Source organism: Thermogemmatispora carboxidivorans (assembly GCF_000702505.1).
Classification (GTDB): Bacteria; Chloroflexota; Ktedonobacteria; order Ktedonobacterales; family Ktedonobacteraceae; genus Thermogemmatispora; species Thermogemmatispora carboxidivorans.
In genome coordinates this window covers 3,700,074-3,725,558 of the sequence record NZ_JNIM01000001.1, presented here as the reverse complement: position 1 = coordinate 3,725,558, position 25,485 = coordinate 3,700,074, and the positions used below count along the sequence as shown (strand labels likewise).

The following is a 25,485-nucleotide window of genomic DNA, read 5'->3' as shown; positions in this document are numbered from 1 at the left end:
CTGGCCCTGGCCTCTCTGCCATATGGCAAGGTCTGCCTGGGCATGCCCACCTGACGGGTTGGCGGCTCTGATCCGTCAGGACAGTTGGCGAAGGGCACAACTATGACGTTCTGGCACTGACCCTGACCTGGCGACCTCCCTGGCTGCCACCCTCTCTCGAAGGCCGGTCAGTCCCTCGTCTGGCCTCCTGGCAAGCGCTGGCTCACCCTCTTACTGGAGCAGCGGGTCAATAGAGCGGACAGCCTCCTTGAGGCTCTGGCCCGTCTCATCCCGATAGGCTTTGATGGCTTCGAGGCGTTTCCCCTGAGCGATATATTCGGCCACACGAGGCGAGAGACCGGAGGCGATCAGTTGCTCGCGCAAGCGGGCCTGCTCCTCGGGGGAGCGCATGGGAATGGATCGCCGCCCGATGCTGACCAGAATCAACCCGATCAGCAGCCCAATGGCGATCAGCACGATACCGACCCAGAGAATCATAGCGATTGCCTCCTTTGTCTCGTACTTAGGGATTGACTACACAGCGAGCGGTCCTTGACTAAATTGCCAGCAAGCCGCCGCATTCATCGCTGCTATTGTCGACTGCTGTGACCTTTTCAAGAGGATAACGTGAACATTTGGAAGCTCTTCCTCGAATATCAAGCTTGCGATAGATATGGGCGATATGCGTTTTAACAGTCGTCTGGGAGATGCCGAGCTGCGCCGCGATCTCCTTATTGGAGCCACCCGCCGCGAGCAGAGAAAGGATCTCGCGCTCGCGAGCTGTGAGCTGACTGAGTCCCGCGTGGAGTCTGGGCGAGGAGAAGACGTCGCTGAAGAGCAGAGGAACAACTGAGGGGTCGATGAGAAAATGGCCAGGGGGGAGCTGGATGGCACTGCGCCAAAGAGGAGCAGGGGCGCTAGCAAGCAGATAGCCGAGAGCGCCTTGTTCGTAGGCCCAGTGGAGCTGGTCAAAACGAACGTCGCTGGCCAGCACGATGTACTGACCTCGGGGTGGCGCTGCCAGCTTTGGCAGGATCTCCTGATTGATAATCCAGAGATCAGGGGGCGGCCTCTGCAGGCTCTGCTCTTGAAGAAGAGAGAGAGAGTCGTTGGCGCTAGAGATCGCGATATGATGCTCTTCTCCTAAGATGCTGGTAATCTTTTGGCAGTTCGAAATATTAGGATCTATAATGATAACTCTCATCTTGATCCTGAAAAATATACTGCATTTGTTTCTCCATCCTCTATTTTATGAGTGATGCTAGTGGCTTGTCAATCCTCCGAAGGGGGAAATGACGTGTAGAATAGCCAGGGAATATGGTATCTATCCTTAAGGATAGGAGTTCAGAGAAAGAATAGATGATACTTTGATTTGTTTTATTTTGTGGTGTACTAATAGTAAGACCTTGCTTTGGGGATATGCGATTATTGGAGGATGATTGTGATAAAATCATTCAAAGAACGATTGAAGAAAGCAACTCAAGAGATTACCCTTGAATCGGGCACCTCGGTGCCAATATCTTAAGCAGTCAAAGGACAGCCCAAGGAGGTTCAGAGTGAATTCCATTAGAGCTGTGCCGCGTGCCGTCAAAGAAGAGTGGAACTGGCTCCTGCTCGTTGCTGCTCTGTGTGGGGGGGCGGCACTCGTGAGCCTGCTGCCCCTGCAGGGTGCAGGTGGTCACCTACACTGGTTGCTTTACATGGTAGCAACCCATCGCCTTGGGATTGCCCAGGCGATTGGGATGCTGCTCAGCGCTCTACCGGGCTATATCCGGGGGCTGCCCTGGATCATTGAAGGGGTCCGCTGGATTATTACCTGGGTTGCTTATGATGGGATTGGTGCGATAGGCACTATTCTGGCAACCATGAGCGCCACTGGCTGGGGAGGCATCATCATAGCGATCGCGGGCGTCGCTTTTCTCGGCTAAGCGGCACGCTGGCGATTGATCTCTTTCCCACAGTGGCGAGGAGAGCGATGCGACCGGCTCCTGCATCGTTCTCCTTTGGCGGGAAAATCCCAGTCAGGGAAATGTTGTAACTATTTCAAATAAGGCTGAGCTGAGATTGCAAGCCATTGCCGTTTGCAGTAAGCGCATCGAGGTCATTCTCTCTGAGGAGAAAGCGGCCTTCAGAGAGATTCAGTGAATGGCTATTCCAGCCTGGGATCGTATCACAAAGGAAAGCCGGAAGGCCCTTTCCTTCCGCATCGCAATCACTGGCGGAGGAGCCCACTCGTGACAAACCTGAGAAAACTGCAGGGCATCGATCTCCTGGCAGCTTTCCATGCGGCGTCGGCAGTAATCTACCCGCTGATATGGGTGCCTGTCTACCTGCGCCCGCTGCCGGTGCTGGCCCTCTGTCTTATTGTACTTTGGGAGAGAGGCGGACGGCTACCTGCTGGAAAGGAGAAGCCCTGGCCAGGGAGGGAGCCGGGGCCGCATTGGTCGCGTCCGTTGCCATGCTGGGTGGCCTGGCTCCTGCGGTTGGATATGCCGGCCCTGACGGGAGAGGCCATGACTCTCCGTTGGCGCCTCTCGCTGGTAGCCGAAGCCAGGGGCTACGCCCTGCGTTTTTCCCCGGAGCAGCCACTAACATGGAGAGAATCCGCCCAGGCCATCGGCGTGGTCCTGCTGGCGCTGCTGCCCGCCTGTGGTCTCGTTCTCACAGATTTCAAACTCCTGATAGCGGTGTGCACAGCTCCCGCCCTCATATGGATACTGCTCCGCAGGATAGCCTTTCAGCGCTATCTACGTGAAGAATTAAAGGAGCTGCCCGAAGGCGTGGCCTTACTGCCGGAGCCGGCGGTCAAGCTCTTCACCTCTTATCTGCCCCAAAAAGATGCCCCTGCTTTCTCACGTCGAACCTGGTCGGGGCAACAAGAGATCTACCTGGACGCCTGGCTGCAAGTACCGGTCCAGGTGCTGCAGGTGCTGCTGCTCCATGAGCAGGGTCATATTGCTCGTGGTCACACGACTCGGTTGCGTAGTCTATGGGACTGCCAGCTAGGGGCGGTGCTGGTGGGCCTTCTGGCTGCTGTGTGCCTCCCGCAGTTCCTCGACGAACTGAGCGGCCCGGTTGCCGCGCTCTGTCTGCTCCTCTGGAGCATGCTGGTCATGGCGCCGTTGCTGGGCAAGCTGCTCTGTCTGCGGCGCTGGGAAAAAGAGGCCGACCAGTGGGCCGTCGCTCATCTGGGGCCGGGAGCCCTGGAGGCTGCCCGTCTCTATCTCCAGCGCTGTTATTCGCTGGAGGGCGCGGCATCATGGTGACGAGAGCAGCCTTCCCCAGGCGCTATCTGTTAGAGTATGCCTTGCTAGCAGCGATCGCCCTCAGCGCGCTGATCCTCGGAGTCCAGTGGCCTATCGAAGACTGGCCGACCGCCAGCGCCCCTAGCGGGCAGTTCTCCCTCTGGTTTATCTTGGGCAGCAATCTGCTCCTGATCCTCTGCATCGCTCTGGGGAGCGCCCTGACAGGGGGCTTTGTGGGCGGCTGCGTCATCTTCGAGAATCTCTTTGTCTACGGCAGAGTACTGCATCTCTACTGGCACGACTCACCTCTGGCTGCTATTTTTCCCTGGTTTGAATTTAGCGCGCTGATCATTGCAACTCAGGTAGGGCTTGATCTTTTCTGGTCGCTGCTGCGTGGCTGGCCCATTCATCGAAAAACGGTTTATCTCTTATTATTTGTTTGCCTCTTCTTGCTCATGGCGGCAGCCATCATTGAAGGAGGAATGCTACATGTCTGAAGAGAGAGGAAGAGCACAGCTGCAGCCGCTGGTGAAGGTGATAGGGCAGATTGGACCCGATACTCTCTTGTGTCTTGGGACCCTGGGCGGGGCTGGGGTCCTGCTCCAGGCCGAGACCTCTCTCTCCTGGTCAATAGGGGTTGTGCTGGTGGCTGGCCTGCTCGTGCTCAACTTGCTGGGGCAATTGCTGCTCTTTCTGGTGGCCTACAAGCTCCTGGAAAAAATCTGGTACAGGCGGCGCCAACAGCCCTGGCTTCTTCGCTTTCCAACTGTGAGCGCGACAATACTGCGGGGATATATCCGCGCTATGGTAGGCGAGCTTGGCATTCTCTGTCTAGCCATTGGCAGCGGTCGGCACGGTCTGGCCTTACTCTCCATCTTCAACACCTCCTTTCCAGTGATGCTCATCATTGCCACGGTCGCGACGGCCCTCTACCGCCGGCAGGAAGCGCGCTCAACACTCTTGCAGGTCCTGTGCCTGGGCTTTGGCCTCCAGCTCCTGCTTGGTCTCCTGGTCAGACTTCTCTAACCGCTGACGGACGATCTCGCGGGACTGTTGCCATAGGGGACCTCTGACGGCAAAAGCAGCTCCGCAGCTGCCTGAGTTGAATGAAGAGGGGCTACCCTTGAAAGGAAAGGGTCACATCGTTGTCTTGCGCTCATCTCGCCTGCATCGTCCTGCCCTCTTCTCCCGATGCCATCCCTTCCCGACGCCTCTGTTGGAGTAACCGACTTCACCTGCGTTTATAGTGAATGGAAGCCGAACAGGAGCGCCAGCGATGCCCGGAAGGCACCGCCCAGGCGCTCCGGCTGATCCGCATTGGAAAGGAGATAAGGGGATGGAACGCTCGGCTCAAGAACCGCTGAGTGATCGTCAGCTCGTGGTCTGCCGCTATTGGTGGCGGGAGGATGCCCCACCACTGGCCTGGGCGCTTCCTAGACAGATGCTGGTTGCTCCCCTGGCTGGAGCGCTGGTAGTCACTGTCCTCGCTCTTCTCTTCTTTGTCTGGCATCTGGAGATACTGGCCTCTATCTTGTTCGTCTTGCACTCACTTCTCGGAATCAGCTTCCTGCCGCGCTGGCAGCACTACAATGGTCTCTACGAGGTGGATGCTACTGGCAGGCCGCGCGCCTTTGTCTCACATGCGCTGCTGCCCGGCCTGACGTTCAGGAACAGCATGGGCCGCAAAGGCTTTCTGAAGTACGTGCAGCAAGGGGCGGTACTCGATTGGCGCTGAGCGCGTGAGAGTAGCCACTCAGCTCGAATTCCTCGCCAGGAAGGAATACGAGGCTATTGCAGTTCTCCGTATTCTGTGTTAAATTGGATATAGAAACGATACCGTTTCGTATCGTAATTGAAAGCGAGGATCAGAGCATGCACGACGTAAGCGGTCTGCAGCTGAGCCAGAAGAAGGAGGTCAACGAGCGGCGCTGGTGGATCTTCGCCGTTGTCTGTCTCAGTCTCCTGGCCATTGACATGGACAACACCATCTTAAACGTGGCTCTGCCGACGCTGGCGCGGGCTCTGGGAGCGGGGGAGAGCCAGCTCCAGTGGTTCGTCGACGCCTACACCCTGGTCTTTGCCGGACTGCTCCTCACCGCAGGTAGCCTGAGCGACCGTTATGGGCGGCGGCTTATCCTCATGGTGGGACAGCTGCTCTTTGTCGCTGGCTCGCTCTGGGCGGCGCTGTCCGGTTCTGCCAATCTCCTGATTGCTGCACGCGCCGTCATGGGACTGGGGGCCGCGCTCATCATGCCCTCCACTCTCTCGATCATTGCCGCTGTCTTCAGCGGACCTGAGCGCGGGCGAGCCATCGGCGCCTGGTCTGGTCTTACCGGGCTGGGCCTCATCATTGGGCCTGTTATCGGTGGCTGGTTGCTCGATCACTTCGCCTGGGGCAGCATCTTTCTCATCAACCTACCGGTCATTCTTGTAGCCCTGGTAGGCGCGCTGCTGATCATCCCCGAATCGCGCGATCCCGAGCAAGCCCATCTCGACCTCTTGGGCGTTCTACTCTCCATTGGCGGCCTGGGAGCCCTGGTCTGGGGTCTGATTGAAGCTCCCACGCGTGGCTGGGGAGATTGGCAGATCCTGGGTGCGCTGGCGCTCGCTCTGCTACTGCTGCTTGCCTTTGCCGTTTGGGAGATCCATACGTCCAAGCCGATGCTGGACGTGCGTCTTTTCCGCAACCCGCGTTTCTCTGTGTCCAGTCTGACCCTGACCCTCTTCTCTTTTATCGCCTTCGGGACCCTTCTGCTCTTGACGCAGTACCTCCAGTTTGTGCTTGGTCAGACCCCCTTACAAGCTGGGGTGGCCCTGATGCCTCTGGTACCGACCCTGGTCATCGGGTCCGTCGTCGCTCCACGTCTCAGCGAGCGCATTGGCATCAAGCTCCCTGTGAGTGGAGGGCTGTTTATCACGGCGGGTGGTGCGGCCCTGCTGACCGTGGTGAACTGGAGCAGTGGCTATGGACTGGTAGCTCTGGTGCTGCTTGTCACTGGTCTGGGACTGGGGTTAGCCGCGGCTCCGGCAGCCACCGCCATTATGGATGCCCTGCCGGTCGCGCGGGCTGGCGTTGGCTCTGCCGTCAACGACACGACCCGTCAAGTCGGGGGAGCGCTTGGTATCGCCGTCCTCGGTAGTGTACTCTCCAGCTTCTATCGAGGGGCGCTCGATGGGCAGGACCAGATCAATCGCTTGCCACTGGCCCTGGCCGATGCCGTGCGTGACTCCATCGGCAAGGCCCTGCTTGCGGCTGAGCAGGTTCCCCTGCCTGCCAGAGGAGTTCTGATAGAGACTGCCCGTCGAGCCTTCATCGAGGCGCTCAACCACAGCGCCCTGGTTGCCACTGCCATCCTGATTGTTGGAAGTCTAGGGGCGCTGCTCTTCCTGCCGCCGTGGGCAGCGAGCGAGCCAGCCCCGTCAGTGGACTTGACGCCTGCAGGGTCACCTACTACAATGGAGGCAAGGGAGGAAGAGCCAACTCATGATCATTCCTGACTCTGAGCCAGAATCAGCCCAACGGCGGCCTGGGCGTCCACGGAGCGCCCAGGCTCACATGGCCAACCTCATTATTCCTGACTCTGAGCTAGAATCAGCCCAACGGCGGCCTGGGCGTCCACGGAGCGCCCAGGCTCACATGGCCAACCTCATTATTCCTGACTCTGAGCTAGAATCAGCCCAGCGACGGCCTGGGCGTCCACGGAGCGCCCAGGCTCACATGGCCATCCTCCAGGCCACCCTGGAAGAGCTAGCCGAAGGGGGCTATCAGGGCATGACCATCGAGAGCGTTGCGGCCCGGGCTGGTGTCAGCAAAGCCACCATCTACCGTCGCTGGTCCTCAAAGGAAGAGCTGGTCATAGAAGCCGCCCATCGCATCTACACCGACATCCCGGTCATCAACACCGGTCACCTGCGGCGCGACTTCATCGCCATCTACACCCTGGCCTATCGGACAATCCAACAGAATCCTTTTCTGCAGCGGCTGCTCTTCCGCGCTCTTGGCGAAGTCCACATCAACCCTGAGATCTATCGTGCCTTTGTTGAGCGTCTCTTTGCGCCGCGTCTACAGCAGTTTATCGAGCTGATCAGGCAGGCTCAGGAGCGCGGTGAGGTGCGCTCTGATCTGGACCCCTGGTTGATCATCGATCTGGTAGCCGGGCCTCTCTTCTATCACCTCATGCTGGGTCCCCTGGCGCCCTCGCAGCCACAGCCCTTCAACGAAGACATCATCGAACGGCTCATCGACACAGTCTTTGAAGGCATTGCCCCGCAGGCCACCACTTCCTGAGTCCCCTGGCTCCCGGCTCCCTGGCGCTGGCGAGCGATCTCTCTTTCTTTTCGTGAGCGCCGACACAGGGGTGAGTTTTGTCCTCTGCTCGACGGGAGTGAGTGGACCGACACAAAAGGGCCATCGCCGTAGGCAGGCGATGACCCTTGATTGAGAGCTTCTGCTCTGTGCTGGGCGTCGGTTGGGCAGAGGGGATCAACCCACGCTACCCGACATCTCCAGCTGGATGAGGCGATTCAGCTCGACCGCGTACTCCATCGGCAGCTCCTTCGTGATCGGCTCGATGAAGCCGTTCACGATCAACGAATAGGCCTCCGACTCGTCCAGACCGCGGCTCATCAGGTAGAAGAGCTGATCCTCACCGACCTTCGAGACGGTAGCCTCGTGGCCGATCTCCGTTTCATTGTTCTCGATCCGCATCGTCGGATAGGTATCGGTGCGGGCCTGCTCATCCAGCAGCAGGGCGTCGCAGCGCACGCTGCACTTCGTATGGTGGGCCTCCGGATTGACGCGCACCAGTCCGCGATAGGAAGCGCGGCCCGTGCCCTTGGAGACCGACTTCGAGAGAATCTGCGAAGTTGTATAGGGAGCCAGGTGGGTCACCTTCGCGCCAGCATCCTGGTGCTGACCGTCGCCAGCGAAGGCCACTGACAGAATATCGCCGCGCGCGCCCGGTTCCATCAGCAGGACGGCGGGGTACTTCATTGTCACCTTCGATCCCAGATTGCCATCGACCCACTCCATCGTCGCATCGGCGTAGGCAGCAGCGCGCTTCGTCACCAGATTATAGACGTTCTTCGACCAGTTCTGGATCGTCGTATAGCGCACGCGGGCGCCGCGCTTCACGATAATCTCCACCACGGCGCTATGGAGGCTGTCGGTCGAATAGGTTGGAGCTGTACAGCCCTCCACGTAGTGGACATAGGAGCCGGGTTCGGCGATAATCAGCGTCCGCTCGAACTGGCCCATATTCTGGGCATTGATGCGGAAGTAGGCCTGGAGAGGAATCTCCACGCGCACATTTTCCGGCACATAGACAAAGCTACCACCGCTCCAGACGGCGCTATTGAGCGAAGCGAACTTATTATCGGAAGGCGGAACGATCGTGCCGAAGTACTCCTTCACCAGATCCGGGTAGAGGCGTAGGGCGCTATCCATATCCATAAAGATCACGCCCATCTTTTCCAGATCCTCGCGGACCTTATGATAGACCGCCTCGCTCTCATACTGGGCCGTCACGCCGGCCAGATACTTGCGCTCTGCCTCTGGGATGCCCAGGCGATCGAAGGTCTCCTTAATCTCGGGGGGCACCTCGTCCCACGAGCGGCCCTGTTCCCTGACGGGCTTAATGTAGTAGTAGATATCGTCGAAGTTGATCCCCGAGAGGTCTGCACCCCAGGTAGGCAGAGGCCGCTTCAGAAAGAGGTCGAGGCTCTTGAGACGGAAGCGGCGCATCCACTCAGGCTCACCCTTCATCTCCGAGATCTGCTCAACGACCTCGCGGCTCAGCCCCTTCTTCGACTTGAAGGCGTAATTTTCAGGTACATGGAAGCCAGCGGTGTAGCTCGGCTCGGCTGTACCGAAGATTTCTTGCGTGCTCATGTCACATCACCTCAGTGTGGCGTCGAGACCCCTGCCTCACACATGAGGAAACAGCGCCACCTCGATTAATCCTTACTCTAACACTCGGATTTGCTCCTCTAATTATACGGCCCGTTGTGACGGCCTGTCAAGGCCAGTTTAACGTGAGCTGGCGCGTCGTCACGCCTCTCCGGTTCTAGCTTGTCGTCTCAAAGAGGTAGACATGAGCGGTGCTGGTAGCAAAAGAGGCCAGCAGGCGGTAGTGGGCGGAGAGCCAGGCGACGCTGGCCTGGGCGCGCTGGACCGCTGCCGCGTTTGGTAAGCGTGCGACGACATAAAAGAGGCGTGCATGGTGCCTGGCGTAAGCAGCCAGCGCGGACGGATCAGTCGCCTGGCTGGCCTTTTCTGTACCCAGGGTAACGCGAGCGACGTTGTAGGGCAAGAGATCGTAATCCACCCAGTGAAAGGCGCCGGGCGAATCGCTATCGAAATGGGCCAGTGTTGGCGTCAGCGAGAAATAGTACTCGAAAGCCAGGGCGCAGCCCTGACCATTATCGTAGCAGACCAGTCCGTCGCCCTCCTGATAGTGGGCGGCTACCCAAAAAGCGGCAGGGCGCCAGCTCTCCTGCTCGGCGTGGGCATAATAGTAGGGCATATGATAGAGCGCGAGCGCCAGCAGCAGCAGGGCCAGGGCTGTGCGCGGCAGTCGCCAGGGGAGCGTGCTCAGGCCCACCACAGCCAGCAAGAAGAAGGCCGCCAGCACCGAGACCAGATAGCGATCGAGAAAGAGGTGAATCGACACCTGGGTGATGGCATAGCTCAGCAGCGTGGGGATCAGCAGCCAGCATAGCAAGACGAAACCAAAGGCAGCCAGCTGCTGATCGTCTTGCACCTGCTGCCTGGCCCGGGCGATTCTCTCCTCAGAGCTGGAGCGGCGGAGCAGCAGCATCAGCCTCAGCAGCAGTCTCTGCCCTCGTTCCGAGAGGCTGGCGACTCCGATGCCCAGGCCCAGCAGGCTCAGAGCCGTTAACAGAGCCAGATAGACGCGTCCATGATCAGCAAACGTCTGGAAGAGGTGCAGCAGGTCGCGCGGCCCCGGAATGGGAATCCACTCCGTCTGCGCCCCTACTCGGCTCAAGATCAACATCGGCGTCACTAACAGCGTAATGGCCATCAGGCTCAGCGCCAGCGGACGCAGCAGGCGGCGCGTTGGCGCGCGCCAGGGCGTCGGCAGTACGAGCAGGCCAAGCAGCGCCCCCCCTGAGCGCCCAAAATCAGCAGACTGAAGAAATGGACATAGACCGCCAGGGTCATCGCCAGAACATAGCATGGCAGCCAGCGCCGCCAACGCTCTGGTCGCTGCAGCGCCGTGAGCAGCGCGTACCAGCCGAGCGTCAGAAAAAGCAGCTGAAGGCCATAGGCGCGGGCATCCTGAGCGTAGAAGAGTTGGAGGTTGCTGACGAGATAGAGGAGAGCAGCACAGCAGGCCAGGAAACGGCTGAAGAAACGCCGGGCCAACAGATAGACGAGCGCGACAGCCAGGGCAGCGCAACAGGTCGAGGGGAGGCGCACAATGGCTTCCGTTGGCAGGAAACCCATCAAGGCTGTCAGTCGGAGCCAGACGTGCAGCAGCAGATAGTAGAGCATCATATTGGGCTGGCTGGTGGTGATGATGCGCCAGAGCGTGGGCAACGATTGCGAGGCCCGCGAGACCGAGAGGAATTCGTCGAACCAGAGGCTAGGCATGCCAAGATGGTACAAGCCCAGGGCCAGAGCCACCAGGGCCAGCAACGTAGTCCAGATTCCCTCACCGCTCAGCAGAGGCCAGTAAGGCGAGAGGCTCCTTATAAAGGAACTGGACCTTCGCTCATAGAAGGAGTTCGATAGGGAGACGCTTTCAGGAGTAGAAGTCCTTAAGAATGCTTTAGGATGAGAGCAATAGATGTCTTCCATAGTTACACTCCTGATGAGAGAGCTAGTCGCCAGGCTGGACGAAGAGCATGCTATGCCGGAGGAATAGGCAGGGTCGCTTTCGCCTGGCTCTGCCAGGCGGCTCCGCAATGTTGTGACGGGTTAAGTAGAAAGTGGTAACGATTATTGTCTAAGTATAAATACTTAATTGTTGATCTTTTGGCTCATCTCGGGACATGCGAGTCTAGAGATGGTATCATCAATGGTATATATCTCCATTTTGGGGCGTATTTTTGCCATGTATATTGACGAAATTGAGTGACTGTGCTAAAATCATGAGCAGGAACGCACAGCCATTCCCGAACTGGGCCGGTGGCCGGTTCCAGGTCCAGGTGGTCCATATGGGAAATTGGATTCAGGAGGCCCGGGGCGAGATCATGGCTCCGGTGAAGAAGAGAGAAGCATGCACAGGCTGATAACCAGAGACCCGGTGAGCGGCGGAGAGCTGATCGTGACGCGCCTGGAGTGTCCCGAGAGCGGTGTAGTGATCGAGGGGCGTTTTAGCCTTGGGTGGATTGGGCGTCTTACTCCCGAGCAGCTCGATTTTGTGGAGCGCCTGGTCAAGAATCGCGGTAATATTCAGAAGCTGGCTGGCGAGCTGGATATTGCCTACAACACGGCGCGCAGCCGCCTGGATGAGATTGTAGCTGCTCTTGGGGGGCCGCCCGAGAGTGAGCCTCGCTCTAGTGTTGATCGGCGCACGATTCTGGATCGCCTGGCCGCGCGCGAGATCACGGTTGAGGAGGCCATGCGCCTGCTGCGAGGTCAGTCAGATGCCAGTTCCCGCTGAGGAGCGCGATCGCATCCTGCGTTTGGTTGAGGCTGGTCAGGTCAGCGCCGCTGAGGCTGCTCGTCTGCTCGATGCCCTGGCTTCGCCTGTGGAGGCCGTGCCTTCCTCGCGAGCCAGGCCACGCCAGCGCCTGGTACATATCCGTGTGACTGATCTGCTGCAGAATCGTCCGCGGACGAGTGTGACGATCCCGGTGGAGCTTATCGAGGTGGGTCTGCGCCTGGCGACTCGTCTGGCCCCTCAGATCAGTGGCAGTGCCCTGGAGCAGCTGCTGCGGGCCATTGCTCAGGCTTCCACAGGCCGCCTGCTCGATTTCCAGGATCTGGAAGAGAATGAGCGCGTAGAGATTTTCCTGGAAGAGCGCTAGCGTGGGCGCGCCAGGTAGCCAGGCGCTCTCGTATCTGGCAAGCCGATGAGCCAGGCCCTGGGTACCAGCTTACTCGACAGAAGATGATCTGAAAGGAACGAGCGGAGACTGCGGCCTCGCGCTGGCTGGTGCTCTGCTCGGTATGAGGGTTTTGTGCGCCCCGAGGAGGCTGCCTTATGCGACAAACGGTGAGTGTTGGACCCCAGCCGCGAATCAGGGTGGGCCGCATCAGTGGCGATCTCGTGGTGCGTCCTGGTGAGCTTCAGCGCGTGCTGATCGAGAGTGACCGCGCCCTGGAGACGGAACTGGGGCGTGAAGGCCAGGAAAGCCTGATGCTGAGCGATTGTCGTGGTGACCTGACGCTCTGGCTGCCAGCAGATGCAGCTCTCTCCGTGAGCTGGCTCGCTGGGGACGGAGACATTCAAGGCATTCGCCTCTGTGAGTTGGAGGAGGCGCGTGCTGATCTGGCGGTGAAGCGTCTGAGCGAGGCGCTGATTCTCGGGCGCGTCGCGGGAGATCTGCGCGTGCAGGAGGTGCCGCTGGTGCGCGCGCGCGGCGAGATCGGTGAGGGCCAGGCCAAAGATGTCGAGCGGCTGGAAATGTCCTCGGTGAGCGGCGATCTTGTTGTGGAGGGCGGCAGTACGGTCCTGCTCGGCTCCGTTGGCGGCGATCTGCGCCTGCCTGCCGTTGCCAGCTCATTACGCTGTGGGCGTGTTGGTGGCGATGCCCTGGTCCAGGGAGGGGCTGATACGAAGGTGGTGCTTGGGCAGATTGGGGGTGATCTGGAGCTGCTCGGCGCTGCCCAGGTCTATATAGGTGGCATCGAGGGCGACGCGGTGCTGCGCGATATCAGCGGGGAGGTAGAAATCGGGCGTATCAGTGGTGACTTCGATTGCCGCGAGGTGATGGGCCAGGTGAGGGTGAGCCAGGTGATGGCCGATGCGGTCCTGAAGAAGATCCATGCCTCTCTGGAGATGGGAGCTGTGGATGGCGATCTTTCGTTGCAGGCGGACTTTCCGCCAGACTCATTCACGCGCTTGAATGTAAGTGGCGATGCGGTGCTCTCGTTGCCGGCGCAGGCCAATCTCACCTTGCGGGCCGTGGTCGGCGGTAGCGTCAGTGGTGCTGGCCTCGGCCAGGAACAGGGTGAGACGCGCCTGCTCTCGCTGGTGTATGGCTCGGGAGAGGCGCAGGTAGAGCTGCGCGTTGGCGGCGATCTGCGCCTGCAGGGTGGGGATCATCCCCGTGCCGATGAGGGACCTTGGCGCTCCTGGTTGTGGTCTTGGGAGGACTTTGAGCAGGAGATGAGGGCCTTCGGTCGCACCATGACCACTCTGGGTCAGGAGCTGGCCCGGGAGATGACGCGTCTGGCTCAAGACCTGGCCCGCGAGCTGGCAGGGGCTGGAGTGGAGTCGAGCGCGCGCTGGTCTGAGGAGGTACTGCGCATGCTGGAGGAGCAAGCACGACGTGCGCAGGAGCGGGCTGCGGCCTGGGAGCGCCGCTTTGCCCGGTTCAGGCCCCAGGGTGGGGGACCGCGCGTGCGCCTGCGCTTCCAGGAACATGAGTGGCAGATGGACCCGGAACGTCTCTATCGCATGCTCGATCAGGCTCAGCGGGCTGCGGCGGAGGGGGTAGCAGGGGCAATGGAGGCCGTGGAGCGGGCCCTGCGCAATCTGGGTCTGGCCTCATCGACTGAAGAGCGCTGGCGAGCTTCATCGACATCTTCGAGCGGATCAAAGGAGGGAACAGACATGCCTCCCATGCGGTCCGCGACGCCCGCTTCCAGAACGGAGTCGCCGGAGCCGGCCCCCTCTGCCGAGCAGCCTGGCTCGCAGCCAGCAGAGCAGCCCCCAGCAGAGCAGCCCCCAGCAGAGCAGTCCCAGTCAGACGCAGAGACCTCGCCTGATCTCGCAGCAGCTGCTGCCGTTGAGCGCGAGCGCGAGCGCGAAGCGATTTTGCGCATGATCGCTGAGGGCCGACTCTCTCCTGAAGAGGGCGATATGTTGCTGGAGGCCCTGGGCGCCTGAGCTGGGTAGGGATCGACTTCGGCAGCGCGCAAAGCCGGCGGGCCGTTGCCGCATCCCTGTCCAGCGGCTCAAGAGTCCCCGATTCTGGGGGCGCTCTGGTCTACTGTCTTGTTTGCTTGCCTGCTTCTCCGCCGCTGGACAGCGCCTTCGCCGGCCCCTTCTCTCTATTTAGATAGCCTAAATGCCGCTTTTCGGATCTTGAGTCTGCACAACTATCGTTCTCCACTGGGCGAATTGTGGTATAATTACAACCGCTGTCAATATTTCTGACCACGCGGAGCCGCTGCGAGAGGGGATTGTTTTACCACTGTCACCTGATCCGAAGGATCTCAGTTTTTGCTATCGCCTGAGAACGCAATCTGTATCCACCCACTATTTCAAAGGACCAAGGTAGTTAGATGCAACAGAGCCGAAACTGGCGGGAACTGCTGGCAAGCCTCATTAGTGACCCGCGGCAGAAACAGACGCTGGCCAACAAGTTGGGGGTCACGCCACTGACCCTCACGCGCTGGGCTGAAGGAGAGTCGCAGCCCCGTCCTCAGAATCTGAGGTTGTTGGCTGAAGCTCTCCCACAGTATCGTGCGGAGCTGCAGCAAGCGTTCGGTGAAGAGTTTGGCCTTGCCAATCTAGGGGAGCCAATGCTGGAGCTGGAAGAGGAAGAGATCCCCTCGGCCTTCTATGCTCGTGTCCTCAATACCCATGCCACGGCGCTGGCCATGCTGCGCTTCTGGTCCATCGCCAGTCTCATCCTCCAGCAAGCGATTGGACAGCTTGATCCCCATCAGGTTGGCATTGCGATTACGGTGGCACAGTGCATGCCGCCCTCCGGCCCCGATGGCAAAGTGCGCAGCCTGCGCAAGCGCATTGGTATCGGCACTGGTCCCTGGCAGAGCAGTGTTGAGCAGAAAGCTGGTTTTTTGGGAGCGGAGTCGCTCGCCGGCTATACGGTGGCCCAGGGGCGGCTGATTGTCATTCAGGACCTGATGCGCGATCAGGGGTACTATCCTGCGCGCCCGATCGAGGGAGAGGTGGGCTGTGCCATTGCCCCCGTTCTGCGCTCCAGCTGTGTGGCTGGGGGCCTGCTGGTCTCCAGCACGCGGTCTGACTTCTTCTCGCCTGGGCGCGGTCGGCTGGTGCAGGAGTATGCTGATCTCCTGGCGCTGGCCTTTGAGCCTCATGAGTTCTATGAGCTGCAGCAGATTGATCTGCAAACTATGCCTCCCTCGCAGGTTCAAGAGGAACATTTCAAGCATTTCCAGCGACGGGTGGCGGCCTTGATGCGCGAGGCTGCTTTGAATAACCGTCCGCTGAAGGTGACGCAGGCGGAGCAGCTGGTCTGGCAGCAACTGGAGGAGGAGCTGCTGGGGCTGCCAGTACCGGACTTGCAGGAGTGAGGCCAGGCCAGGAGGAGTGCAGCCGAGGTCATGCTCCTGCTTCCTCCTGCCATGCTCACTCGTTCCCTTGCGACCTTGCTCACCACTCACTTGCTCGTAGATGCGAGCACTCGCCGGCTCCACCTTCTTGCTCGTTGCTCTGTCAGCCCGGACAGGCTCCGGTCCTCTGTGGTCGAAAAGTGCGAGAAAGTTGCGCTTCTCTGATCCTCTTGCCATATGGGAGCTATGAGCGAGACATCCTTCCGCCGATGTATCGCGGAGAGTAGTGGCTCTGGCAAACAAGGGCTGGGCGGCTGCCCTGGCGGTGTCCCCTGCGTATTCCCTGCCGACAGGCGCTTTGCCTGAGTTTGCGCTCTGGGCTTCCTTTGGAATAAGATGGGAAGGCCAGGGGCTGTGACGGCCTCCTGTGCACCTGCCACAAAGCAGCTGAGATGGCGAACAGGTTGCGGAAGGAGTGTCTATGCAGAAGCGACGCTTGGGAAACACCAACATGGAAATCACGCCGCTGGGGCTGGGAACATGGGCGATTGGTGGCGGCAATTGGAGCTTTGGCTGGGGTCCACAGGATGATGCGGACTCGTTGGCGGCGATTCATAAGGCTTTGGATCTTGGGATCAATTGGATCGATACGGCGGCAGCCTATGGCCTGGGGCATTCCGAGGAGGTTGTCGGGCGAGCCGTGCGCGAGCGCGGTCCCAACGACCGCCCGTACATTTTTACGAAGTGCTCGCTTGTCTGGGATGAGGACAGCAATGGGCAGGTGCGTAATGTGCTCAAGGCCGATTCGATTCGCCGTGAGGCCGAGGCGAGCCTGCGCCGTTTGGGCGTCGAGGCGATCGATCTCTATCAGGTTCACTGGCCGGTGCCCGATGAGGATATCGAGGAGGGCTGGAGCGCGCTCGCCGAGCTGCAGCGCGCCGGTAAGGTGCGCTATATTGGGGTCTCGAACTTCAATGTGGCCCAGATGGAGCGGGCGCGGGCTATTGCTCCTATCAGCTCGCTGCAGCCGCCCTACTCTCTGATCCATCGCGAGATTGAGGAGGAGATTCTGCCCTATTGCCAGCAGCATAATATCGGGGTGATTGTCTATTCTCCGATGGCCTCGGGCCTGCTGACGGGGCGGGTCACTAAAGAGCGGGTCGAGACTCTGCCCGATAACGACTGGCGTAAGCATCACCCCGATTTCCAGGAGCCGCGCCTGTCGCGCAATCTGGCTCTGGCGAAGCTCCTGGGCGATATTGGCTATCGCTATGGGCGCACGGCGGGCGAGGTGGCGGTTGCCTGGACGCTGCGCCATCCGGCGGTAACGGGGGCGATCGTGGGGGCGCGCCGACCTGAGCAGATCAGCGAGCTGATCGGGGCGGCGGAGTTCCGTCTCTCTCCAAGCGACCTGGAGGAGATCGAAAATTTCCTGCGCGCCAATCCCTGACTGACCTCTTGCTGAGGAGAAGCCTCTCTCGGCAGCGAGGCCGACCCGGCCTCGCTCGCCGTTGGCTATGTATTTTCCCTTTTCCCCTCTCTTCCCTCTTTATCCCTTAACTGCTCCTCCTTCTCCTTTTTCTCTCTTGCTCTGTTTGGCTCCCCGCTAGCGGTCGGCCCGTAGTGAGCTGATCTGCTGGGGCTCGCTCTGGCTGTCGAGGAGGCTGGTGGGCTGCTCGATGTCGCTCACGCTCGCGGGAGGAGCTGGACGCGGCTGGAGCGAGATGAGGGCGACGCTGCCCAGGATGATGAGCATGGCCAGCAATTCGAGCGGCGAGATCTGCTCGTGGGCAAAGAAGGCGCCCAGGAACACGGCGACTAGGGGATTGACATAGGCGTAGCTGGTGGCGAGCGCGGGCCGCACGCGGCGCAGCAGGTAGCCGTAGGCGCAGTAGCCGAGCAGGGAGCCGGCGCCGACCAGATAGATGATCGCCAGGAGTGCCCCCGGAGCTGGCGGCAGGCTGGGGCGTTCTCCTAGCAGCAGGCCGATGGTGAGCTGGGCCAGGCCGCCAGCCAGCATCTGGGTGGCGCTGGCCATCAGGCCGGAGGCCAGTGGCAGGCGCGCGCTCCAGACGGAGCCAAGCGACCAGCAGATGGGGGCAATCAAGAGGGCGATGGCCCCCTGGGGATTGGCTCGCAGGCCGCTCTGCAGGTTGAGCAGGATGACACCGGCGAAGCCAACGAGGAGGCCGAGCCATTCGAGGCGTCGCGGCCAGCGCCCGCTGAGGCCAGCGAAGAGCGCAGTCCATAGCGGGACGGCGGCCAGGGCAATGGCGGCCAGGCCACTGGCGACCCACTGTTCGGCGAAAGCGACCATGCCATTGCTGCCGACCAGCATGAGGATGCCGATGCCGGCTCCGGCCAGCCACTGGCGCAGGCCAGGCCGCGGCTCGCCGCGCAGGCGCAGGAAGAGATAGAGCAGGATGCCGGCGCAGACGAAGCGGAGGCCGCCCATGAGAAAGGGCGGAAAGCTGGTGAGCGCCTGGCGCATGCCCAGATAGGTGGAACCCCAGATAATGTAGAGGGCAAGCAGGGCCAGGATGATGCCCAGGCGATCGGCAGGGCGCAAGCTGCCCGGGCGCTGCTGGGCGGCGGCTGGGCCTGACTCGCCAGAGTCACGGACGATCGTGAGATGTTCTTCACTCACAAAAGTGTTTGCCTGTTTTCTCTGCATAGCTCTTTAAATATGCTGATAAAGTAAAAGGTGAACAAGATAATACGACAGTGAATAAATTGTCTGGCGTCACAGGGCGGGAATTGGTTCGCTCCGTGGCGTAGCTGCTGCTGGGCTGTCTGGCTGGATCGGAGGTGAAGGGCGGGTGTCCGAGTCCGATCGGGATCGCTTGCAAGGGTATCTACACAAATTGTAGCTGCCTGCGCGTTCCCTGGCTACAGCCAATCGGGGGCCAGTGGGCGGGATTGGCTGGGCTGGGCCGACTGCTCCGCGTGTGCGTGTTCAGCGGCAGAATCGGGAGGGAGGGGGGCAGAGGTCAATGCCAGCGACGTGCAGCTCGGAGGATGCTCCTCGCCTGGGCTGCGCGTCGCTGCTGGCTCGCCCTGATCTGGTTGCAAGCCTGAGTCTGCAGGAAGGGGTGAGCTTAGGGGGCGGGCTGGATATTCTGGTTGATATGGAACAGGTTGGCGGGGTCGTAGTGCCGCTTCACCTGGCTGAGTCGCTGGTAGTTCTCGCGGTAGGCGGCGCGGACACGTTCATCGCCTTCTCCCTCCATCATGAAATTGATGTAGGCTCCGTTTTCGGCGTAGGGATGCAGCGCTGTCCAGTAGGCACGTGCCCAGTCAGTAATCGTCTCCTTCTGGGTGGGGTCGGGACTGACTCCCACGATCACCTCGGCCCAGGTGGCATCGCGGTAGCTCCAGGCGGTGGCGTTGTTGCTCACGTGGCTGGCGGCCCCATTCACCGGGTAGAGGTGCATGGTCGATTGCAGTGTGGGGAGCTGAGGACCGTGCTGCATGTGCAGGCGGATCGCTTCGTCGCTCAGCTCTTTCACGAAGTCCGCTTTCCAGTACCACTGCAGGCCAGGTGGATAGAGCGCGTCAAACATGCTCTGCAGCGCGGGGAAGGGGAATGGCCCGACGAGGTCCAGTGCTGGCTGATGGAACTGGCGGATCGGCTGGAAGGTCTGTTCTGCTCTGTCCAGTGGCCCTGTGTAGCACCAGACCACGCCGCAGACCTTCTTATGGTGCAAATGCTCCGGGAACGGTGGGCCTGGCGGCACGGTCAGGAAGGCGAAGAAGCCGTTGAGATCCTCGGGGGCGGTCGTAATCAGGTGCTGGTACCAGTGAAGGATCTCGGGGGCCTTCTCTAACTCCCAGAGCATGGGGCCAGCATAAACCGTGTCGACTGGCTGGGTGCGAAACAGGAAGGAGGTGACGACGCCGAAATTGCCGCCGCCGCCGCGCAAGCCCCAGAAAAGATCAGGGTGCTGCTGCTCGCTGGCCACGACGACGCTGCCGTCTGCCAGCACCACGGTCGCTTCCAGCAGGTTGTCGATGGCCAGGCCGTAGGCGCGCGTGAGATGGCCCAGGCCGCCGCCGAGCGTCAGGCCGCCGACGCCAGTGGTCGAGATGATCCCCGAGGGCACGGCCAGACCAAAGGCATGGGTGGCGTGATCGACGTCGCCCCAGGTGCAGCCGGCGCCGACGCGCGCTGTGCGCCGGTCGGGATCGACGTGGGTGTAGCGCAGCAGGGATAGATCGATCACCAGTCCATCGTCGCAGATTCCCAATCCGCCGGCGTTGTGACCGCCGCTGCGGATCGCCAGCGGCAGCCCATGCTCGCGGGCGAAGTTGACGGCGGTGGTCACGTCGGCTACATCGGCGCAGCGCGCGATGAGGGCTGGCCGCTTATCGATCATGGCGTTGTAGACGCGGCGAGCTGCCTCGTAGGCGGCCTCGCCTTTCTGGATGACTTGCCCGCGCAGATTCGTCTGCAGGGCGCTCGCGTTGATCGCTGAAGACCTCTCCTCGATGGCCATACTTCTTTCGCTCCTTATCTCTGTCGAGGTCGATGCACTAAAAAAACGCTCTGCTTTCCTGCAGACGTGGGGCAGCCTGATCATAAGCAATTCTACTCAGTGCTGGATCGTGTGGGCAAGCGCAGGGCTACCTACCTCGTTTGCATTGCTGCCCGGAATGGTTCCTTCGCGGGAACGAGGGCTGTTGGTCGCGCTTGTTGGCCTTGCGGACATCTCTCTACCGGGCGGGCCGTGTCGAGGGGGAGCCGTGTGAACGAGGGGGACTCACCTCATTGGGGGCCCCTCACCCGGGGCAACCTCCTGGGGCTGCTGGTAGTTCGCTGCCCGTTGACTGTTGTGCCAGTTCTGTGCTATGCTGCATTGCCCTACCTGTGTTGCTATGTGATCGTCGGGCTGTCAGGCGGTGGAGACCCTGGGGCGCAAATTGGCCGTGCTCGGACGCAATATCTTATCTGGGCTGCCTTGCCTCTCTCTTTGCTCCATGCCCGACCCGCCTTCCTCCTCGCCTGGTCTGCTACCCACAGTAATGTGATGGCCTGCACCACCTTCAGCCGGACCTGAGCCTGTTGGCTCTCTTCCACCAACAAGCAGGCGGTAAAGAAACGTTCTGTGATTCGAAGAACAGGCAGGCGGTAATAACGAGATGGGCGATTGGTTTGATGGGTGTTGCGCAATGATGGGTCATTCTGCCCTGTGCTCTTTTGATGGAGCTGGCTGGAGTGCAGGGGTGGGAGAGATGCGGGGCGTGAGCTGTTCCCATGAAGCAAGGAGTGAATGCAGTGCTGAAACCAGAGCAAGAGGCACGACAACAGATTGACGAGCTGCTCCGTCAGGCAGGCTGGGCCGTTCAGGTGAAGGCGACTCTCAACCTGGGTGCGGCGCGTGGTGTGGCCCTCTGTGAAGCCTCGCTCAAGACGGGGGATGCGGACTATCTTCTCTTTGTGGACCGCAAGGCTGTGGGGATCATCGAGGCCAAAAAGGTGGGGACCACGCTGACCGGGGTTGAGGAGCAGAGCAGCAAATATCGCCACGGGGTTCCTGCTGATCTGCCGGCGGCGCGCCTGCCCCTCCCTTTCGTCTACGAGTCGACCGGGGTCGAGACGCGCTTTACTAACTATCTGGAGCCTGCTGCCAGCAGCCGGCAAGTCTTTGCTTTTCACCGGCCCGAGACGCTGGCTACCTGGCTAGAGCAGGCCCCCGAGGGGGTGCCGGAGCAGGAGAACGAGACGCTGCGTGCGCGGCTGCGACGCCTCCCGCCTTTAGCCCGCACTGGTCTGCGCGACTGCCAGTACGAGGCCATTACCAACCTGGAGCGCTCCTTTGCCGATAACCGTCCGCGGGCGCTGATCCAGATGGCGACTGGTAGTGGCAAGACCTACACCGCCGTCGCCAGCATCTACCGCCTGCTCAAGTTCGGTGGGGCGCGGCGTGTGCTCTTTCTGGTCGATCGCGCGAATCTGGGGCGCCAGGCCCTCAATGAGTTTTTGCAGTACGTGACTCCTGACAGCAAGCGCAGGTTTGGCGAGCTCTACAATGTGCAGCTGCTCACGCATAATGCCATCGATCGGGCGGCCAATGTCTGCATTACCACCATCCAGCGCCTCTATTCGATCCTGAGCGGCGAGCCGGAGCTAGAGGGCGAGCAGGAGGAGCGTTCGCTCTTTGATCGCGAGGAGGAGCTGCTGAAGGAGAGGCCGAAGCAGGTGCGCTACAATCCTGCAGTGCCTGTTGAGACTTTTGATGTGATCTTTGTGGATGAGTGCCACCGCAGTATCTATCATGTCTGGCGCGCTGTACTCGAGTACTTCGATGCCTTTATTGTGGGGTTGACGGCGACGCCCAATAAGCAGACCTTTGGCTTTTTTCATCGCAATCTGGTGATGGAGTATGGACATGAGCGGGCGGTGGCCGATGGCGTCAATGTCGATTACGGGATCTTCCGCCTGCGCACCGATATTAGCGAGCGCGGGAGCAGGATCGAGCCGCTCTCGGTCGTGGGTCTGCGCGATCGGCGGACGCGCGCCGTGCGCTGGGAGCAGCTTGAAGATGAGCTGGTTTACTATCCAGAGCAGCTTGATCGCGAGGTGGTCTCGCTGGACCAGATCCGTACCATTATTCGCGCCTATCGTGATAGCTATCGCCAGCTCTTCCCGGAGCGCACGAAGGTGCCCAAGACGCTGATCTTTGCCAAGGATGATAGTCATGCCGATACGATTGTGGAGATTGCGCGTGAGGAGTTCATGCCGGAGATTCTGCGCGAGGGGTGCAGCGCTAACGATTACGTGCGCAAGATTACCTATCGAACGACAGGGGCGCGACCCGAAGATCTGATTACGGCCTTCCGCAACCGGCTGACGCCGCGGATTGTGGTGACGGTCGATATGATTGCAACCGGTACGGATATTAAGCCGCTGGAGGTCTTGATTTTTATGCGTCCGGTGCGCAGCCGGGGCTTTTATGAGCAGATGCTGGGGCGTGGGAGCCGGACGATTGATGAGACGGAGTTTCAGCGGGTGATGGGCGAGGAGGTGGGGAAGACGCGCTTTGTGGTGATCGATGCGGTGGGGGTCAGTGAGCGGGTCATGATCGATAGTGGGCCGTTGGAGCGCAAGTCGGGCCTGAGTCTGGAGAAGTTGCTTCAGGATGTTGCGCTAGGGAAGTGGCGGAACGATCCCGATCTGCTGCGTTCGCTGGCGGGACGCCTGGGGCGGTTGGCCCGACGAGCGACGCCGGAGCAGCAGGCGGCGGTGATGGCGGCGAGCGGCGGTTTGGACCTGCGCGCGCTGGCCCGGCGCATTGTGGAGGCGCTCGATCCCGATGTCCAGCTAGAGCGGGCGATGGCTGAGACGGGGCAAAGCCTGCTGATGCCCGAGGCGCCGGAGGTGCAGGCGGTACGGCTGCGGCTCTTGCAGGAGGCGGCGGCTCCCTTTGATCAGCCGGAGCTACGTCAGGCGCTGCTGCGCTTGCAGGGTTCGCGCGAGCAGGTGCTTGATGAGGTGAGCCAGGATCGGGTGATCGAGGCTGGCTGGCAGGCGACGACGGTGGAAGACGATCAGGAAGTGCTGGCGCGCTTGCGCCGCTTTATTGAGGAGTGTGCCCAGGAGCAGCCGATTCTGCGCCGGCTCTGGCTGGGCGAGGCTGGCGAACCCTGGCGCGAGGCGGATCTGAAGCGCCTGACGGAGGCGCTGGCTGCGCCACCCTGGCAGTTGTCCTTGCCGCGACTCGTGCAGGCCTATGCGCGCCTGGAGCCGGGGCGGGTGCCTGGCCAATTTGGGAGTCTGGAGACGGACTTGATTGCCCTGCTGCGCTATACTATAGAGCGTGAGCGCGCCGGCGAGGCCGTCCTGGTGCCGTATCGCACGCTGGCTGAGCATCGCTTTGCTGCCTGGCTGGCGGAGGAGGAGGAGCGTCGCGGTGCTCCCTTTACAAGGGAGCAACGGCTCTGGCTGGAGGCGATACGGGATGCGATCGCCACCTCGCTGAGTATCGAGTTGACAGATTTCGAGATGGCACCTTTTCATCAGCTCGGTGGCCTGGGACGGGCCATATCCCTGTTTGGGGCTGATTTGCCCGCAATCCTGCGCTCCCTGAATGAGAGGTTGGCTTCATGAGCGCCGCTAATGCCCACGATCAGACCCTGCCCCCAGGGTGGGCATGGATTCCTCTAGGGCTTTTGGCCGATGTTATAGGTGGGAGCACACCGTCGAGAGATGACCCGCAGAATTTTGGTGGTGATATTGTCTGGTTGACTCCTACAGAGATTCCAAAGGGAACGGTTAGTATTATTTTTGATTCTAAAGAAAAACTAACGGCAAAGGGCTTTAATTCTAGTGGAGTCCGCTGGATACCCGAGGGAAGCGTTCTATTGACATCAAGAGCAAGCATCGGTCATGTGGCAATAGCTGGAGTCCGCTTGACTACCAATCAAGGTTTTGCTTCTTTCGCTATTCATCAGAATATTGAAGCTAAGTACATTGCCTGGTGGTTGCTTTCGGAGAAGGATCACCTCAATCAATTAGCGAAGGGCACTACCTTTAAAGAAATTTCTAAATCAACGTTGAAAGAATTACTTGTCCCTCTTCCTCCTCTTGCCGAGCAGCGGCGCATAGTGGCGGCCATTGAGCGGCATCTGACGCGGCTGGATGCGGTGGTTGAGACGCTGCGCCGGGATCGCATCAAGCTGAAGAATGCGCGGGCGGCCCTGCTGCGCGATGCGGTCGAGGGGAAGCTGACCGAGGGCTGGCGGGCGAGCCATCCGGTGAGCGAAGACGGGCAGGCCCTGCTCAGGCGCATTCTGGCCGAGCGGCGCGCGCGCTGGGAGGCCGAGCAGTTGGAGAAGATGCGCGCCCGCGGCCAGGAGCCGCGCGACGATCGTTGGAAGCAGGCCTATCGCGAGCCGGCTGGCCCGGATACCAGCACACTACCGCCACTGCCCCCCGGCTGGTGCTGGGCCACCGTGGAGCAGGTGTCGTGTCTAGTAAGATACGGAACTTCTGCTAAAGCCTCAAGGGAGTTAGTAGGTGTCCCTGTATTAAGGATGGGTAATATTCAAGATGGCCGTCTCGACTTCAGTGATTTGAAGTATTTACCTGACGATCATCCCGAGTTTCCTGACTTATTGCTAGAAACTGGGGACTTATTGTTTAACCGCACTAATAGTGCGGAACTTGTAGGGAAATCCGCTGTCTATCATGGAAATTTCAAGAAATGCTCTTATGCTTCCTATCTAATATGCATTCGAACTATTGAAAAGCAAATTTCCGAGTATTTATGCTATTTTTTGAATTCAATCTACGGGAGAAAATGGGTTGCTAGTGTTGTCTCTCAACAGGTCGGTCAGGCAAATGTCAGTGGTTCAAAGTTAGAAGCCTTGTCCTTTCCCCTGCCCCCTCTTGAAGAGCAGCGGCAGATTGTCGCCGAAGTAGAGAGGCGGCTCACCATCATCCAGCAGGCGGAGGAAACCATCGAGCGTAGCCTCAAGCGCGCCGAGCGCCTGCGTCAGAGCATCCTCAAGCGCGCCTTCAGCGGCCAGCTCGTCCCCCAGGACCCGCGCGACGAGCCGGCCAGCCAGCTTCTGGAGCGCATTCAGGCCGAGCGCGCCCGGCGCCAGCGTGAGAAAGAGGGTCGGCGCCCTGGGCAGCGCCGCAGCGGCATGGGAGCCGGGCCGGGCGACCCATCCCTGTCCGGCAGTGGTCCTGGTGGAGTGGTCGGCTCCAACCCCCAGCCTCCAGAGCCGCTCGACCCCCAGCAGCTCGCGCGGCCCAGCCTCTGGGAAGCCGAAAGCGACACCGGCGGCGGCGAAGGCCGGAGCCAGACCTAGCCAGCTCGGCGCTGCCGCCGTCCGGCCTGCCACCACACTGATCGATCG

At 60.5% G+C, this 25,485-nt stretch carries 21 protein-coding genes; 14 read left to right on the top strand and 7 right to left on the bottom strand.

What is annotated here, in order from left to right; all coding sequences use genetic code 11:
• Window positions 1-210 precede the first annotated feature (210 nt).
• Together N688_RS14585 and N688_RS14580 are read right to left on the bottom strand one after the other, a co-directional pair.
• Window positions 211-477 (bottom strand): hypothetical protein, encoded by a 267-nt coding sequence (locus N688_RS14585; RefSeq protein ID WP_052889961.1) that lies wholly within the window; start codon window positions 475-477, stop codon window positions 211-213.
• A 58-nt stretch (window positions 478-535) separates the two neighbouring features.
• Window positions 536-1,183, bottom strand: a complete 648-nt coding sequence (locus N688_RS14580) for a response regulator transcription factor (RefSeq protein ID WP_052889960.1) — start codon at window positions 1,181-1,183, stop codon at window positions 536-538.
• A gap of 352 nt (window positions 1,184-1,535) precedes the next feature.
• Between N688_RS14580 and N688_RS14575 the strand changes: the two genes are divergently transcribed.
• The 7 genes from N688_RS14575 (at window position 1,536) to N688_RS14545 (ending at window position 7,512) form a co-directional block, all read left to right on the top strand.
• A complete protein-coding gene (locus N688_RS14575) occupies window positions 1,536-1,907 on the top strand; it encodes a hypothetical protein (protein ID WP_052889959.1) in 372 nt (123 codons plus the stop codon).
• 306 nt (window positions 1,908-2,213) lie between these two features.
• On the top strand, window positions 2,214-3,245 hold the full coding sequence (locus tag N688_RS23210; RefSeq protein WP_052889958.1) for a hypothetical protein: 1,032 nt from the start codon (window positions 2,214-2,216) through the stop codon (window positions 3,243-3,245).
• On the top strand, window positions 3,239-3,721 hold the full coding sequence (locus N688_RS23205) for a stage II sporulation protein M (RefSeq protein ID WP_052889957.1): 483 nt from the start codon (window positions 3,239-3,241) through the stop codon (window positions 3,719-3,721). Before N688_RS23210 ends, N688_RS23205 begins: the two co-directional genes overlap by 7 nt.
• Window positions 3,714-4,250, top strand: coding sequence for a hypothetical protein (locus N688_RS14560; RefSeq protein WP_052889956.1), 537 nt, complete (start codon window positions 3,714-3,716; stop codon window positions 4,248-4,250). Before N688_RS23205 ends, N688_RS14560 begins: the two co-directional genes overlap by 8 nt.
• Window positions 4,251-4,560: 310 nt before the next feature.
• Window positions 4,561-4,959, top strand: a complete 399-nt coding sequence (locus N688_RS14555) for a hypothetical protein (RefSeq protein ID WP_052889955.1) — start codon at window positions 4,561-4,563, stop codon at window positions 4,957-4,959.
• A gap of 137 nt (window positions 4,960-5,096) precedes the next feature.
• Entirely contained in the window at window positions 5,097-6,722 is a 1,626-nt protein-coding gene (locus tag N688_RS14550) for an MFS transporter (protein WP_156025429.1), read from the top strand.
• A complete protein-coding gene (locus N688_RS14545) occupies window positions 6,709-7,512 on the top strand; it encodes a TetR/AcrR family transcriptional regulator (RefSeq protein WP_052889954.1) in 804 nt (267 codons plus the stop codon). Before N688_RS14550 ends, N688_RS14545 begins: the two co-directional genes overlap by 14 nt.
• Window positions 7,513-7,707: 195 nt before the next feature.
• On the opposite strand, the gene sufB is transcribed toward N688_RS14545, so the two are convergent.
• The 3 genes from sufB to N688_RS14530 form a co-directional block, all read right to left on the bottom strand.
• A complete protein-coding gene (gene sufB / locus N688_RS14540; protein ID WP_052889953.1) occupies window positions 7,708-9,114 on the bottom strand; it encodes a Fe-S cluster assembly protein SufB in 1,407 nt (468 codons plus the stop codon).
• A 175-nt stretch (window positions 9,115-9,289) separates the two neighbouring features.
• Window positions 9,290-10,267 carry a hypothetical protein gene (locus N688_RS14535; protein WP_052889952.1) on the bottom strand — a complete coding sequence of 326 codons (978 nt, stop codon included), beginning with the start codon at window positions 10,265-10,267 and terminating at the stop codon, window positions 9,290-9,292.
• A 5-nt stretch (window positions 10,268-10,272) separates the two neighbouring features.
• On the bottom strand, window positions 10,273-11,046 hold the full coding sequence (locus N688_RS14530) for a glycosyltransferase family 39 protein (protein ID WP_081838871.1): 774 nt from the start codon (window positions 11,044-11,046) through the stop codon (window positions 10,273-10,275).
• A gap of 421 nt (window positions 11,047-11,467) precedes the next feature.
• On the opposite strand from N688_RS14530, the gene N688_RS14525 reads away from it, so the two are divergent.
• The 5 genes from N688_RS14525 to N688_RS14505 all read left to right on the top strand — a co-directional run bounded on the left by N688_RS14525 (window position 11,468) and on the right by N688_RS14505 (window position 17,071).
• The gene (locus N688_RS14525; RefSeq protein WP_052889950.1) at window positions 11,468-11,854 is read left to right on the top strand and encodes a DUF2089 domain-containing protein; all 387 of its coding nucleotides are present in this window, start codon (window positions 11,468-11,470) and stop codon (window positions 11,852-11,854) included.
• Window positions 11,838-12,221: an SHOCT-like domain-containing protein gene (locus N688_RS14520; protein ID WP_052889949.1), complete on the top strand. Its 384-nt coding sequence runs from the start codon at window positions 11,838-11,840 to the stop codon at window positions 12,219-12,221. The genes N688_RS14525 and N688_RS14520 overlap by 17 nt, the downstream gene beginning before the upstream one ends.
• Window positions 12,222-12,397: 176 nt before the next feature.
• Window positions 12,398-14,248, top strand: coding sequence for an SHOCT-like domain-containing protein (locus N688_RS14515; protein WP_052889948.1), 1,851 nt, complete (start codon window positions 12,398-12,400; stop codon window positions 14,246-14,248).
• A 398-nt stretch (window positions 14,249-14,646) separates the two neighbouring features.
• Entirely contained in the window at window positions 14,647-15,642 is a 996-nt protein-coding gene (locus N688_RS14510; protein ID WP_052889947.1) for a helix-turn-helix domain-containing protein, read from the top strand.
• 460 nt (window positions 15,643-16,102) lie between these two features.
• Complete coding sequence (locus tag N688_RS14505; protein ID WP_052889946.1) at window positions 16,103-17,071, top strand: aldo/keto reductase; 969 nt, start codon at window positions 16,103-16,105, stop codon at window positions 17,069-17,071.
• A 156-nt stretch (window positions 17,072-17,227) separates the two neighbouring features.
• Here N688_RS14505 and yedA read toward each other — a convergent pair whose 3' ends face one another.
• Complete coding sequence (gene yedA / locus N688_RS14500; protein WP_202901932.1) at window positions 17,228-18,268, bottom strand: drug/metabolite exporter YedA; 1,041 nt, start codon at window positions 18,266-18,268, stop codon at window positions 17,228-17,230.
• A 451-nt stretch (window positions 18,269-18,719) separates the two neighbouring features.
• Window positions 18,720-20,117 (bottom strand): FAD-binding oxidoreductase, encoded by a 1,398-nt coding sequence (locus N688_RS14495; RefSeq protein WP_052889945.1) that lies wholly within the window; start codon window positions 20,115-20,117, stop codon window positions 18,720-18,722.
• A 779-nt stretch (window positions 20,118-20,896) separates the two neighbouring features.
• Here N688_RS14495 and N688_RS14490 point away from each other — a divergent pair.
• Together N688_RS14490 and N688_RS14485 are read left to right on the top strand one after the other, a co-directional pair.
• Window positions 20,897-23,728, top strand: a complete 2,832-nt coding sequence (locus N688_RS14490) for a type I restriction endonuclease subunit R (protein ID WP_202901931.1) — start codon at window positions 20,897-20,899, stop codon at window positions 23,726-23,728.
• Window positions 23,725-25,437 carry a restriction endonuclease subunit S gene (locus N688_RS14485; protein ID WP_081838870.1) on the top strand — a complete coding sequence of 571 codons (1,713 nt, stop codon included), beginning with the start codon at window positions 23,725-23,727 and terminating at the stop codon, window positions 25,435-25,437. The genes N688_RS14490 and N688_RS14485 overlap by 4 nt, the downstream gene beginning before the upstream one ends.
• Window positions 25,438-25,485 lie beyond the last annotated feature (48 nt).

What these genes read in the sequence shown, in the direction of transcription:
- N688_RS14585 (WP_052889961.1), bottom strand. Translation starts at nt 477, where the DNA reads ATGATTCTCTGGGTCGGTATCGTGCTGATCGCCATTGGGCTGCTGATC.
- N688_RS14580 (WP_052889960.1), bottom strand. Translation starts at nt 1,183, where the DNA reads ATGAGAGTTATCATTATAGATCCTAATATTTCGAACTGCCAAAAGATT.
- N688_RS23205 (WP_052889957.1), top strand. Translation starts at nt 3,239, where the DNA reads ATGGTGACGAGAGCAGCCTTCCCCAGGCGCTATCTGTTAGAGTATGCC.
- N688_RS14560 (WP_052889956.1), top strand. Translation starts at nt 3,714, where the DNA reads ATGTCTGAAGAGAGAGGAAGAGCACAGCTGCAGCCGCTGGTGAAGGTG.
- N688_RS14555 (WP_052889955.1), top strand. Translation starts at nt 4,561, where the DNA reads ATGGAACGCTCGGCTCAAGAACCGCTGAGTGATCGTCAGCTCGTGGTC.
- N688_RS14550 (WP_156025429.1), top strand. Translation starts at nt 5,097, where the DNA reads ATGCACGACGTAAGCGGTCTGCAGCTGAGCCAGAAGAAGGAGGTCAAC.
- N688_RS14545 (WP_052889954.1), top strand. Translation starts at nt 6,709, where the DNA reads ATGATCATTCCTGACTCTGAGCCAGAATCAGCCCAACGGCGGCCTGGG.
- sufB (WP_052889953.1), bottom strand. Translation starts at nt 9,114, where the DNA reads ATGAGCACGCAAGAAATCTTCGGTACAGCCGAGCCGAGCTACACCGCT.
- N688_RS14535 (WP_052889952.1), bottom strand. Translation starts at nt 10,267, where the DNA reads ATGGCCATTACGCTGTTAGTGACGCCGATGTTGATCTTGAGCCGAGTA.
- N688_RS14530 (WP_081838871.1), bottom strand. Translation starts at nt 11,046, where the DNA reads ATGGAAGACATCTATTGCTCTCATCCTAAAGCATTCTTAAGGACTTCT.
- N688_RS14525 (WP_052889950.1), top strand. Translation starts at nt 11,468, where the DNA reads ATGCACAGGCTGATAACCAGAGACCCGGTGAGCGGCGGAGAGCTGATC.
- N688_RS14520 (WP_052889949.1), top strand. Translation starts at nt 11,838, where the DNA reads ATGCCAGTTCCCGCTGAGGAGCGCGATCGCATCCTGCGTTTGGTTGAG.
- N688_RS14515 (WP_052889948.1), top strand. Translation starts at nt 12,398, where the DNA reads ATGCGACAAACGGTGAGTGTTGGACCCCAGCCGCGAATCAGGGTGGGC.
- N688_RS14510 (WP_052889947.1), top strand. Translation starts at nt 14,647, where the DNA reads ATGCAACAGAGCCGAAACTGGCGGGAACTGCTGGCAAGCCTCATTAGT.
- N688_RS14505 (WP_052889946.1), top strand. Translation starts at nt 16,103, where the DNA reads ATGCAGAAGCGACGCTTGGGAAACACCAACATGGAAATCACGCCGCTG.
- N688_RS14495 (WP_052889945.1), bottom strand. Translation starts at nt 20,117, where the DNA reads ATGGCCATCGAGGAGAGGTCTTCAGCGATCAACGCGAGCGCCCTGCAG.
- N688_RS14485 (WP_081838870.1), top strand. Translation starts at nt 23,725, where the DNA reads ATGAGCGCCGCTAATGCCCACGATCAGACCCTGCCCCCAGGGTGGGCA.